This window comes from Micromonospora rhizosphaerae (genome assembly GCF_900091465.1).
In the GTDB taxonomy this organism is placed as follows: Bacteria; Actinomycetota; Actinomycetes; order Mycobacteriales; family Micromonosporaceae; genus Micromonospora; species Micromonospora rhizosphaerae.
In genome coordinates, this window is the sequence record NZ_FMHV01000002.1 from 5,357,430 (window position 1) to 5,369,306 (window position 11,877).

An 11,877-nucleotide genomic window follows, 5' to 3' on the forward strand; every position below is an offset into this window, starting at 1 on the left:
TATGTTCCCGCCTACCCGCGTGTCCCGACATCGGCGGTACGCACCGGCACCACTGTCCGAGACCCCTAAGGGTCGACCTCCGCCGGCCGCTCTCGGGCGGAGGTGCCACCTGCCGGAAGGACGAAGCCCGACGGCCGCAACGTGGTGTGGCCCCCGCCGGCCGAACAGCCGCTTGGCCTCTCGGCTGACGTAGTTTCCATGGACACTGTTTCCACGTACATTGAGAGACGTGAGCTCACCGGACATCGCGACGGGCCGTCTACTGTGGCAGGTAACCACCCGGTGGCGGGCGGCCGTGGACCGTGCCGTCGGCCCGCTTGGCCTGACCCACGCGCAATACTCCCTGCTCGGCTCCCTCTACGGCCTCAACCGCCAGGCGCGGCAGCCCAGCCAGCGCGAGCTGGCCAACTACGCGGGACTTGACCCCGTCTTCGTGTCCAAACTCGTCAAAGCGCTCAGCGCCGCCGGCCTCATCACCCGCACCGACCACGCCGACGACACACGCGCCTTCCAGCTCTCGCTCACCGAACGCGGCCAGGCCGTTATACAGCAGGCCATCGGCATCGTGCATGCGCTGCAGGCCGAACTCACCGCACCCATCGGCGGGCCGCACGGCGCCCGCAACCGAGAACTCGTCGCCACCCTCACCACCCTGCTCGGCGCCGCGCCGGGCACCGCTGAAGGGAGCACCACGATGGTTCAGCCCTCGACCGCCCCGCCGCCGCTGACCGGTCAAGCCGTCGCCGAAGCGCAGGGCGCCCTCGCCGCGCTGATGGCCGCGGTCCTCGACGGATCCGGAATCAGCCCCACCGAGTACGTGACGATGCGCGCCGTGGCGCTGCGTGGGCCATGGGACGGCCCGGACACGCTGGCCGCCTTCCTCGCCGACCAGCCCCAACTCAACCTCAACGCCACCACAGCCGCACGGCTCGTCGAAGGACTCCAGCAGCACGGCCTGATCACCACTGGCGAGACGGTGACGCTCACCGCCGCCGGGGCCGACACGCAGGCCCGGCTGACGGCCAGGCTGGCTCCCGTGACCGCGGACCTCTACGCCGGCTTCGACGACGACGACCTCGCCGCGGCCCAACGCGTGCTCGCCGCGCTCACGGAGCGGGCCCAAGAGCTGCGCCGGCGTACACAGGACTGACCGAGGCCCTCCCGGTCGACGGCCGGGAGGGCCTCGGTCACAGGCGCAACGGCGCGGCCAGGTCGACCCCCGCGCCAGCTGCTGCAAGGAGAACGGCAGCGTCGTCAGCCCTGGCCGTCGCCGAGCTTCGCGCTCGGCGCAACGAAGACCACCACACCGTCCGAGTGCCGGTACGCCGCCCACTGGTCGAACCGATCGTCGCCGGCGGGCCGACTACCACGCCGACCTGCGCCGCGCCGACCTGCGCCGCTCCGACGGTCGCCACCTGGCACTCGCCCTGCAATGCCCCAGAACTGCCACGCCCGAGCGCACGCTGGTCGGGCCGGAAGCGGTGGCGCGGTGCAGTTCCCGGTCACCGACCCGGCCGGCGCGGTGGACGAGATGCTCGACATCGTGCGGCGCCCGCTCAGACGTCAGGAGTTCCGACCTGCCACCGTCCTGACCGGTCGCCCGGCGTGCCGATGCCCTACGCCGAACTCGCTCGTTTGGGCGGATGGGCAACGGCGCCCTGTCGACGTCGACCTGGAATCGTCGAATCGGCGAGTCTACGAGAACATCCCTGCCAGGGAATCGTTGCCGCGGCCTGCGAACCACACTCCGCCGCCGGGTGACCGCCGGGGAGCAGCGACTAGTGGTTGTTTTCCTTTCTCGAGCTGTCGGCAATTGGCTGTCGTGGGTAGCGTGTATCGGATCGGCGAGTTCGCCAAGCGGGTGGGCCGCTCGGTGAGTACGGTGCGCCGGTGGGAGGCGGAGGGTCGGATCGCGGTCCGTCGTCTGCCGTCGGGGCGCCGTAAGAAGTTCCTGGCGTTGATGGACGCGGTCGACCGGGGGGAGGTTGGCACGCTGGTGGTGGCGCACAAGGACAGGCTGGCCCGGTTCGGCTTCGACTTCCTGGAGCACGTGGCGGCACGTGGCGGCTGCGAGATCGTCGTCGCCAATCAGGAGTCACTGTCCCCACAGCAGGAACTGGTGGAGGACTTGTTGGCCATCGTGCACACCTTCTCATGCCGCCTGTACGGTCTGCGCCGCTACTTGAAGGAACTCAAAGGGGCGGACCTGACCGTGGGGGATGACCGGTGAAGGTCACCCGCATCGCCTACTCGTCCCGGATGAACCCAGGAAAGTACGCCGCCCTGGCGGAGCAGGCCCGCCGGTTGGGTTGGGTGCGCAGCGAGGTGTGGCAGCGGTATGGCTCGATCAACGGTGTCGGGGCCGGACTGCGGGACCGGCAGGTGCGCGATCGGTGGCTGGCTGACGGCACGCACGTGCAGTTCGCCGTGTTGGCGAATGCGTGGAAGGAAACCGTCCGCGACGCCATGGCCGACATCGCCGCGAACCTGGAGGCGGCCAAGGTCGACGTCCGGCGGGCGATCATCCGACGCACGAGCGATCCGGCCGAGCGCAAGCGATTGTTCACCGCGCTGAAGGCCGACCAATGGGCTGACGATCCGTTCCTGTCTCGGCAGATGCGCAAGCACTGGAAGCGTGGCCACAACCGCACGCACGATCAGATCGTGGTACGCGCCGACAACTACAACGCGCTCGTTGACGGGCGAGGCCGGTTGTGGCTGGCAATTCCCGGCCTCGAACCCCGCAAGATGGTCAAAATCCCGCTGTCCACGACCGTCGCCCCGACCGGGACGCTGCGCCTGATCCTGCGCGGCGGCCGAGTCGAGGTCCACTACCAGATCGACGCGTCGCAGCTGCGCTCATCACAGCGACCATGCGGCGAGGCGACGATCGGCGTCGACAAGGGGCTACACCGAAGCCCTGACCGACTCCGACGGCCAGCCCCACGGCGTTCGGCTCGGCAGGCTCCTGACCACAGAGTCGGACCGGTTGAAGCAACGCAACCGGCGTCGGGCGAGGCTGCGCTCGATAGCGAACAACGCCGCTCGTCGTGGTGACCACGCGAAAGCGCAACGGATCACGCTAAACAACCTCGGGTCCGTCAAGCGGGACCGGCAGGCCGCCCAACATCAGGCGCGGGTGCGTACGGAGATCTTCACCGCCGTGCACGAGGTCGTGGACAAGGCCGCCACCGTGATCGCCGAAGACCTCACCAAACGCTTCACCAGCCGCAAAAAGCTTCCTAAGAACATCAACCGGCGCCTCGCCGCGTGGACCAAAGGAGTCACCGCCGAGGCCCTGACAAACGTGTCGGAGCGCAGAGGTTCTGCGCTCGTGCCCGTCAACGCCGCCTACACCTCACAAACCTGTCACCAATGCGGCCGGTTCGGCCGACGCAGCGGGGACCGGCTTCACTGCACCCGGTGCGGGGTGGTGTGGCAGGCCGACGTGAACGCCGCGATCAACATCCTGCACCGAGCAGGCGACCCCGACATCGCCCTGCACACCCCACACCACGCGGTGAAGCAGATCCTGCAGGACCGGACCGATCGCCACCGGACCAGACTGCCGGTCCAGGACTCCAGCCCGGCCACAGCCGAGCGGAGAGCGAATCATCCAAACCGCTCAACCATGAGCAAGTAGTAGGAAGCAGCTGACTAGAGCTCGACATCACACGATCCGTCGCAGTACGGGGCGAGCCCGGTGGCGCCGCAGGCGCAGGCCGCCATCCGGGTCTCGCAGCGCATCCCACCACCGACGCCGGGCTGATCCGTCCACACCCGCAAGTCGCCCCGCAAGAGGAGGGGACCACCGGGCACCGCTCGTACGGTCGTCACCGGATCAGGTTGCTCGGTGTCGGCACCGGTCGTCGGGCGATACTGCAACGCCCCGGTCGGGCACCGCCTGATGACGGTCGCGACCTCGTCTGCCGGTGCGGCCCCGGGCAGGATCCATGGGCGTCGTCCGACGTCGAACACCTTCGGTAGACCTCGGACACACTCGCCGGCGTGCCGGCACCGGCGAGCGTTGTAGCTGACCACGATCTCCGGGCCGGAATACCGCTTCCCGTCATCGAAGGGGTCGTGCGTGGCCGGTTCGGTCACGGGTGCCGGACCAAGTCGGCGTACTCGGCATGGCGGCGGATGTAGGAGACGATGAACGAGCAGAGCGGGGTGGCGAATCGGCCCTGCCGTCGCACATCGTCCAGCGCCTCCCCGACCAGCCGCGAGCCCAGTCCGCGCCCCTCGTAGGCGACGTCCACCTCGGTGTGAGTGAACACCACCCGGTCGCCGTGGAGGCGGTAGTCGGCGAAGCCGGCGAGAGTGCCGTCGACCAGAACCTCGTACCTCTTCATTTCCGGATTGTTCCGGATGACGATCATGTCCACGTCACTCACTGTCCGCCTCCTGGGTTGATCGGCCCCGCCGCGCGCACCCGGAGCGTGCGTACATGTTCCTCCACGCATCACCGACCTGGCCAACTTCCTGTGCGGCTGTTCCGGTCATCACACTCCAAGCGTTAGGCTTCTGGGCGCTCGGAGAAAAGTGACATATCATCTGTCTTCGCCGTGGCCAGCAGGTCGACGGCGTCGCGCCATCACTCGTCCCTTCGGGTGCCATCGTCCCCGAACTGGCGGTCTGGCCGATCACGCCCATCCCTCCAGCCCGACCTGAAAGGTTCACATGAGCGGCGACTTTGAGCTTCCGCAGTACGACGACATCGAGGACGAGGGCGTCCTCGACGGCTCAGACACGCTTGTCGACGGTGTGGACGACCCGCTGGACGTTGGGATCGCCGCGGGCGATCGCTGGGCGGGCGCCAACCGCTTCGGGACGACGGAGGCGGAGCAGCACGCGGGAGAGTCGCTCGCCCAGCGGCTCGCCGAGGAGGAGCCCGACATCACGGTCGACGATGATCCTGCCCCCTACGGTGACGAGGACGAACTGACCAGGCGCGGCTACGACCGTGACCTGCGCTCCGGGCGGCTGGTCGAGATCAACGACGGGTTCGGGGAGGACGTCGAGGCGGATTCCGTGGCCAGGGACGCCGGTATCGACGGGGGCGGCGCGAGCGCCGAGGAGGCTGCCGTGCACCTGATCAACGAGCCCTACGACCAGTCCGAAACGCCGCTGTGGTGAACCCGGGACCAGGACGTACCGGGTGACGCCGAGGTAGCACATGGGCTGGGCCATGTGAAAGCCCAGCCCACCGAGGCCAGGGAACCCGACCCGGGGGGCCTTGATGCGGCGCTGCCTCGGTGGGAACGGCGGGTTCTCCATCCACGACCAGGGCCTCGATCGTGGCCACCCGGCCGTCGGGATGCCACTGCAGGACGTCGGCGCTACCGGGGCCGAGGACCAGCGGAGACGGAGATGATCGCCGGGCGCGTGCGCCCGACGACCGCGGGCGCCGAGCTGGAGGAGATCCTGTTCATCGCGCGGCAGCGCGACCGGAAGACCGGCGAGCTGACCAAGATCGCGGTACGGATCTCCTGCGACGCCACCGGCGGCGCCGAGCTGACCGTCGGCGAGCCGCCGGTCGAGCCGCTCGGCGACTACCGGCTGAAGGTGCTGCGCCCGAGCAGCCGCCCGTGCGCCCTACCCGTGACTGTCCACGGTGGACCTTTCGTGAACAGGTGCCCGAAATGGCCCAACGCCGGGCACGTCGCACCCGCCGTTGGCCGCGTTGATCGCGGATATCGCCGTGGTCCTGGCCGGCCAGGCTGCTTCGCTCTGCTCTGGCTGCCGGTCAGATCCGCCCACATCCACAGCACCTGCCCGCGCCGCCAGCGAGAGGTCAGCCGCACGCGAGAATCCGCCATGTCCGGGTCCACGTCAGCGCCGGCGTTCCGATAGGGTGGCGCTCTCGGTTCACATCGATGAGAGTGACGGCATGGACTGGGCGGCTGCGGCAGCGCTGGGCATGATCGGCGGCGGCATCGTCGAGGTCGTCGCCGTCTGGGGAAACCTTGCGGCCTGGCAGAAGGCTCGCCATCTCGCGCGCCGCCGGGGCCGCAGACTGCCACCGATGATCCGGTACGTCGACCCGGCCGCGGATACGCTCGTCGCCGTCACCCGGCTCGTCCTGGGCGCGGCTGCCGCGCTCATCCTGCACACGCAGATCTCCGGCGCGGTCACCGCCATCGCCGTGGGGGCATCGGCGCCGGCGCTACTCGCGCAGCTGGGCGCGGCGCGCGCCTTGTCGGCGCCGGCTGAGGGCGACACCACATGAGTACGCTGCCGCAGCGGTACTGGCGTGGGCTGACTGGGGGCCGTGCGGTCGACGAGAAGCCACTGGCCGAGCGGGGCCGGGAGGGGTACGGGCTGTGGCGCCGCTACTGGGCGGCCCTGTTGGGCATCCGTCTGCCCCCGAAGGACGCCGCCCAGCCTCCGGCCACCCGCGACAACCCGCTGACCGAGCCGTACGTGCAGGGCGCGAGGGTCCGGCTCCCCCGGTTCGACCGGGCCGCGGTCAGGCTGGCCGCCTCCGAGGAGCCGGAGCGCATGGTCGCCCGGTGGGCCGCCGCCGGCCGGCGGTTTACCGTCCGGGAGTCCGGCCCCGGCGGGGTTGAACTGCTGGTGCAGGTGGATCGGGAAGTGCCGGCCACCGAGGTCCTGCCCGTCGATGTCGCGACGGTCGGCGACGACCGGCGCTACTTCCTGGTCTTCGTGCCGGAGCCCGCGGGAGGATCGGTGGGCGCGCTCCGGCTGGCGGAGACGTCCGGCTGGATCGACGTGACCGTCGACGAGGAGCTGCCCGTCGCCGCCCTAGAGGCCGGCGACCCGGTGACGCGGGCGAGGATCGCGCAGTCCGTCGCGGCGACCCCCGATCCGGGAATGGCGACCTGGGCGGAGATCGCGGCGTCCCGGCCGGCAGACGACCCTCTGAGCCAGGTGATCAAGGATGCCGCCGGCTGACTCGGCGACGGCCGCTGATCGGTACGAACTGTGCAGCCGTCTGTTGTTCGGCCCCGGCACGTGGTTCGAGCTCTGCCGCGAAGCGACGGGTGATCCGGCCGCCGCGGCAGATCTGATGGCACGTCTGGCGCCGGAGGGTGACGCGGCTCAGGCGCTGGCCACCCGCGGCAGCTGGCCCGGCGAGTCGCGCCTGCCGCGGCCCGCTGCTCGAAACGTCGGGTCGGCCCTGTCCGCGGCGCAGGCGGCCGCGGACGTCGTCACGGTGCTCAGTGGCAGCCCGAACGCCGAGGACCAGATGGACCCCGAGGAGCGGCTGCGTAGCGCCGGACTGCACTGGCGCCGGGCGAACGTGCTGCCGGTGTCGCCGCTGACCGGGACCGGCATCGACTCCGCCCTCGCCGATCCCCGCGCGGCAGCCGTCGCTCGCCGGCTGGCGGTCCTCGCCGACGACGCCAAATCGCAGGACAAGGCGGCGTTCGGATTTCTCACCCTTGTCGTACGGGCGTTGGCCGGCGAGTGGCCGCGCAAACGTCGCGAGGTGGAGATGCCTGTGCTGTTCGACCGGCGCTCCACCGGCGGACACGGCGTCCTGCGGTTGACGCTGCTCGAGGATGGGCCACCCGGCCTCTACCCGGACCCGCGGGCCATGCTGTTCCTGGTCGCGGACGGGCGTTTCGCCGAGGCGCTGGACGTGGCCTGGCGTGCGGCCGCGCCGCCGCTCGGTGGCCGGTGTGTGGTGTGGCGTCTCACCACCGACGATCTGCCCTGCGACGAGGTGGCGGGCGGATCGCTCGGCGCCGCGTTCGGGGTGGGCCTGGCTGACCTCGCCCGCCGGACGCCGCCTGCCCTGCGGGTGCGCCGCCTCGACCGACGCTGCGCGGTGACCGCCGAACTGCGGCCCGACGCCCGGCTGGTCGAGGTGAGCGGTATCCGCAACAAGCTCGAAGAGGCCGTCCGACAGCGGCTGCGCGTGATCCTCGCACCGTCCCGCGATCGTGACGCGCTGCCGGACCCGTTGCTGCACGACGCCAAGGTGCGGTTCGCTGTTGACCTGCCCGCCGCGGTGCGGCACAGCCGTACCCGGGTGAACCCGACCTTTGCCGCCATGATCGCCGCGCTGGTGCTGGCCTCCGCCGGGTTGACCGGCGGCGTGCTGGCCGACGCGCGTAAATCGCGGGCGGCGCACCTGCGGGAGGTCGCCAACAACCTGCTGCCGGCCGCCGATACCATCCGGCAATCCGACCCCACCAGCGCCCTGCTGCTGGAGGCCCTCGCCGTCCAGCTCGACGCCTCCGGGGCGAGAGCCGCCTTGATCCGCAGTCTGCTGGCCAACCGCTACATCGGCACCCTCGCTGACACCGACAGCCGACCGTGCGGCGGACCACAGGCCTGGTCCGCGGACGGCACGAGAGTCCTCACCGTACGGCCTCGCACGGTGATGGTGTGGGACACCGCGCGGCGCACGATCGACCGTGCGATCGAGGCGCCCGGGCAGGTGACCGGATGCGCCTTCGCCCCCGACGGCAAGACCATCGCGCTCGCCGTCGACGACCGCCTCGCTCTCGTACCGCTCGATCGCCGGCCGTCACCCGGCCCCGCCGTAACCATGACCAGCGTTTCGGCGCAGCGTGTCCACTACGCTCCCAACGGCGTCCTCGCCACCATGACGCAGAAGCAGCCCGTCAGACTCTGGTCGGTCGCCGACCGGGGCCGGCCGCGACTGCTCGGCGCCGTGGCCGCCACCATCTCCCAGCAGACCGTCTCCGACCTGCGACCACTTCTCGCATTCTCCAGGGACTCACGCACACTCGTCTTCGGCGAGCGAGAGCGCGTCGTCCTCGCCGACGTCGCGCGCCCGGACAGCCCGCGTGTCACCGGCTCGATCCCCGTCTTCGCGGACAGCCTGGCGCTCTCATCGAGGGGCGTCCTGGCAGTCGGTCGCACAGACGGCGTCACTGACTTGTGGGACGTCCGCGATCCGAGCCGGCCCCGCCGCACCGACACCCTCCGCTCTCGACAGGAGATCGGACTGCGGGTCTCCTCGGTGGCCTTCACCCCGGACGGACTGCATTTGGTGACCGCGGCCGACGGGAGCAGCGAGATCTGGCGCCTCGGCGATGCCACCCCGCGACCCCTGCGTACGCTCGCCGTGACCGCTCACCAGGTGACCGGCGTCAACCTCGCCCCGGACGGCGAGACCGCTCTGGTGTCCGATGCCAGCGGATCGCTGACCTTCTGGCGGCTGTCCGACCAGACGTCGCCGCCGACAGTGGCGACGCTGCCGATGGCCCCAGCCAACATCACCGGCATGGTCTTCCAGGCTGATGCTGCGCGCCTGGTAGTCACGGCGGCCGGCGGTGCCGCCACCGTCTGGGACGTCAGCGACGTAGCCTATCCCCGACGGATCCGGACCGTCGGCCCGCGCGACGGCAGAGGAACCCCCGTCCCCTTCAGATCCGACTCCCACGCCGGCTCCGCCTGGCCGACCGCGTTCGGGGCCGACGGCCGACGGTACGCCTCGACCGACGACAAAGGCGGCATCAGTGTGTGGTCGGTCCACCCGGACGGCCGCATCGACCAGACCGCCGGGATACCTCGAACCGCCGATGCGGCGCTCCTCCCGCTGGCTCTGTCACCCGACGGCACCCTGCTCGTCGCCAGGACGAGCGAGAACAACACAGCGGCGTCTCTGTGGGACATCCGGGACCATCCGCGACTTGTCGCCCGCCTACCGATGACCGCCGACCTGCCCACCACTGCCTTCACACCGGACGGTCGCACGCTGGTCACCGTGGCGAACGTGGAGAAGAGCGCCGGTCAGGACACCGCCACCTGGTGGAACATCAGCGATCCCGCGCGCCCGGTTCGGGTGGCACAGCGCCGATTCACCACCGGCGGCAGAGGGCCCGGGCCGATCGTGTTCACGCCGGACGGCCGGCTCATGTTCGTGGCCGTGGGCACCGGCCCCGGCGTCCTGTGGGACATCTCGGACCTCGCATCCCCCGAGCTGCTGACGACCCAGCCGCCCCCGAACGGCGCGGACTCACATCACGCCATGCTCCAGGGGCACACGCTGATCCTCAGCGCGACGGGTGCCATCAACGTCTGGGACGTTACCGACCCGGAAAAGGCGAGTGAGGCGGCCGTGTTCGCCAGCGGCGACGAGAGCCCGTTCTATCGCCTTTTCGCCGTGGCGCCCACCGGCCTGCTGGCCACCGCGCAACTGGCGGGAGGCGTGCAGAGCCTTTACACCAACGAAACGCTGGTCCGGCTGCGCGACCTCAAGCCAATCCTCGACATCGTTGCCGACCCCACCGCCGCGGCGTGCCGGGTCGCCGGGCATGACCTGAGCCCGGAACTCTGGCAAAAGTACGCACCAGACCTGCAGTACCGCCCGGTATGCCGGTGAAGACCAGCTCCACACCGCAACCGGCACCGCACAGGCAATCGATTGTTGTTCTGTCCATGGACGTTGGTGACAGGGCTGGGATCTTGAAATAGGTGAGGACCTCTGGGCCCGTGGCACCGGTGTGCGCGACGTCGTAGACGCGTGCCGGCGGCTCCGCACCGGCATCGCGGAAAATCGCATCCTGTTCGGCGCGGCCGTCGTCGGCCTTTCAATGGTTCGTGCCCACCCTCGGGCGGGTTCAGCGGCCAGTGGCCACGAGGAGCACTGGGCGGGCGCCCCGCGGAAGGGACCATGCTGCGTTGCGGTCGGTGAAGTCGAAGTTCGACCGGTCGACGATGACGTAGCCGCCGCTTGCGTAGACATGGAATGAATCGTGCGCGCCGGGCGGCAGAGCAATGCTGGAGATCAGATTTCCGGACCGCGGATCCAGCCGGAGAAGCTGATCAGTACGCGTGATCGCGTACACACCCTGCTCGTCTGCGGCGAGGTCGACGATCTCTTCCGACGAAGGCCACTGCCAAAGTTCCCTGCCGTCGTCCACGGAGGCGGCACGAATCGCGCGCCGGTCGTCGCCAACTCGCACGATGGCCTGCTCGACCAGGACCGACCCCCAGCCGGGATCGGATACGGCGACAACGTGTCCCTCACCGTCGAGCAGCCAGGCACCGCCGTCGTCGCTGACGACGAAGCCAGCGCACTCGGAAAGAGCCACCCGGCAGCCCACGCGCCAGACCACGATCCACGAGCTCTGGGAAGCCGTCGTGTTCGCGCCCGGCCGCCAGGTGCCGACCTCCCGCCCGGTCCCGGTGTCGTAGAGATGGATGGTCTTGGGCTGATCGCAGGCCACCACCACGGCGACGACTCTCCTGCCAGTCCACGACACTCCCGTGCAACCGGACGGCTCGATGCGCCACAGCGATTGCCCGGTTGCCGGACGGAATGCCTCGATACTTCGCTCACCCGCGCTGATAATGACCGGCTCCGCCTGCGCATTCTGGGCGGTGAACAGCCCGAGAAGAGAGTCGCCGTAGAGCATGGCTACCCCGGTAGGCCCGCCAATCCAGTGGTCGCCACCCAAATGCTTCTCGACCGTGCGACGCCAGGCAACCCGGCCCGTCCGGGCGTCAATGCCGATCAGGCTGCCCGTGGACCACTTGACCGCGACGACCGGCGACTGCTGACGATGCGCCGATGCAACCACCACTCCGGTGACCGTCGCCGGGAACCGGTGATACGACCAAAAAGGCTTCGATCCGGCCGGCGCCGTCAGCGGCTCGGCCCAGACGTCGTGCTTGGTGGCAAAGACCCGCAGCCGCCCATCGACGATCAAGGGAATGGCCGGCAGCTCGGCCACGACACCGGGAGACGTGGACTCCGGCGAGGGATAGGGGCCGGCTGCCGCGCTGGCCCACTCACCGGGCCGCACCCACTGGTAGACGCCCACTCCGGCCAAAGCCACGAGCGCTACCACCACGACCAGTAGCAAGACGACCTTCCACCAGCGCACCAGGCCTCCCCACCACCCACCAGGCACAAGTGCCGGACACCCT

At 70.0% G+C, this 11,877-nt stretch carries 12 protein-coding genes; 9 read left to right on the top strand and 3 right to left on the bottom strand.

Translation table 11 applies throughout. The features are described 5' to 3' along the window. Window positions 1–229 precede the first annotated feature (229 nt). The 4 genes from GA0070624_RS25220 to GA0070624_RS35345 all read left to right on the top strand — a co-directional run bounded on the left by GA0070624_RS25220 (window position 230) and on the right by GA0070624_RS35345 (window position 3,643). Window positions 230–1,150 carry a MarR family winged helix-turn-helix transcriptional regulator gene (locus tag GA0070624_RS25220; protein ID WP_245718978.1) on the top strand — a complete coding sequence of 307 codons (921 nt, stop codon included), beginning with the start codon at window positions 230–232 and terminating at the stop codon, window positions 1,148–1,150. Between the two features lie 672 nt (window positions 1,151–1,822). Then, window positions 1,823–2,230: a recombinase family protein gene (locus GA0070624_RS25225; protein ID WP_091345306.1), complete on the top strand. Its 408-nt coding sequence runs from the start codon at window positions 1,823–1,825 to the stop codon at window positions 2,228–2,230. After that, window positions 2,227–3,057 (top strand): hypothetical protein, encoded by an 831-nt coding sequence (locus tag GA0070624_RS35340; protein ID WP_218105293.1) that lies wholly within the window; start codon window positions 2,227–2,229, stop codon window positions 3,055–3,057. The genes GA0070624_RS25225 and GA0070624_RS35340 overlap by 4 nt, the downstream gene beginning before the upstream one ends. A gap of 118 nt (window positions 3,058–3,175) precedes the next feature. Beyond that, a complete protein-coding gene (locus GA0070624_RS35345) occupies window positions 3,176–3,643 on the top strand; it encodes a zinc ribbon domain-containing protein (RefSeq protein ID WP_218105294.1) in 468 nt (155 codons plus the stop codon). A gap of 14 nt (window positions 3,644–3,657) precedes the next feature. On the opposite strand, the gene GA0070624_RS25235 is transcribed toward GA0070624_RS35345, so the two are convergent. Further along, window positions 3,658–4,104: a (4Fe-4S)-binding protein gene (locus tag GA0070624_RS25235; RefSeq protein WP_091345308.1), complete on the bottom strand. Its 447-nt coding sequence runs from the start codon at window positions 4,102–4,104 to the stop codon at window positions 3,658–3,660. Beyond that, window positions 4,101–4,397, bottom strand: coding sequence for a GNAT family N-acetyltransferase (locus GA0070624_RS25240; protein ID WP_245718979.1), 297 nt, complete (start codon window positions 4,395–4,397; stop codon window positions 4,101–4,103). Before GA0070624_RS25240 ends, GA0070624_RS25235 begins: the two co-directional genes overlap by 4 nt. Before the next feature lie 286 nt (window positions 4,398–4,683). Here GA0070624_RS25240 and GA0070624_RS25245 point away from each other — a divergent pair, with 286 nt between their 5' ends. From GA0070624_RS25245 to GA0070624_RS25265, 5 genes are all read left to right on the top strand, one after another. Beyond that, a complete protein-coding gene (locus GA0070624_RS25245; RefSeq protein WP_091345310.1) occupies window positions 4,684–5,139 on the top strand; it encodes a DUF5709 domain-containing protein in 456 nt (151 codons plus the stop codon). A gap of 234 nt (window positions 5,140–5,373) precedes the next feature. Beyond that, the gene (locus tag GA0070624_RS35350) at window positions 5,374–5,856 is read left to right on the top strand and encodes a hypothetical protein (protein WP_218105295.1); all 483 of its coding nucleotides are present in this window, start codon (window positions 5,374–5,376) and stop codon (window positions 5,854–5,856) included. Window positions 5,857–5,893: 37 nt separating this feature from the next. Continuing rightward, window positions 5,894–6,232: a hypothetical protein gene (locus GA0070624_RS25255; RefSeq protein ID WP_141715158.1), complete on the top strand. Its 339-nt coding sequence runs from the start codon at window positions 5,894–5,896 to the stop codon at window positions 6,230–6,232. Then, window positions 6,229–6,918, top strand: a complete 690-nt coding sequence (locus tag GA0070624_RS25260; protein WP_091345314.1) for a hypothetical protein — start codon at window positions 6,229–6,231, stop codon at window positions 6,916–6,918. Before GA0070624_RS25255 ends, GA0070624_RS25260 begins: the two co-directional genes overlap by 4 nt. Before the next feature lie 115 nt (window positions 6,919–7,033). After that, window positions 7,034–10,327: a WD40 repeat domain-containing protein gene (locus tag GA0070624_RS25265; protein ID WP_141715159.1), complete on the top strand. Its 3,294-nt coding sequence runs from the start codon at window positions 7,034–7,036 to the stop codon at window positions 10,325–10,327. A 238-nt stretch (window positions 10,328–10,565) separates the two neighbouring features. Here GA0070624_RS25265 and GA0070624_RS25270 read toward each other — a convergent pair whose 3' ends face one another. Further along, a complete protein-coding gene (locus GA0070624_RS25270; RefSeq protein WP_091345316.1) occupies window positions 10,566–11,834 on the bottom strand; it encodes an outer membrane protein assembly factor BamB family protein in 1,269 nt (422 codons plus the stop codon). Between the last annotated feature and the right edge of the window lie 43 nt (window positions 11,835–11,877).

Excerpts from the sequence above, each read along its gene's own strand:
- GA0070624_RS25245 (WP_091345310.1), top strand. The coding sequence starts at position 4,684 with ATGAGCGGCGACTTTGAGCTTCCGCAGTACGACGACATCGAGGACGAG.
- GA0070624_RS25265 (WP_141715159.1), top strand. The coding sequence starts at position 7,034 with ATGGCACGTCTGGCGCCGGAGGGTGACGCGGCTCAGGCGCTGGCCACC.
- GA0070624_RS35350 (WP_218105295.1), top strand. The coding sequence starts at position 5,374 with ATGATCGCCGGGCGCGTGCGCCCGACGACCGCGGGCGCCGAGCTGGAG.
- GA0070624_RS25260 (WP_091345314.1), top strand. The coding sequence starts at position 6,229 with ATGAGTACGCTGCCGCAGCGGTACTGGCGTGGGCTGACTGGGGGCCGT.
- GA0070624_RS25255 (WP_141715158.1), top strand. The coding sequence starts at position 5,894 with ATGGACTGGGCGGCTGCGGCAGCGCTGGGCATGATCGGCGGCGGCATC.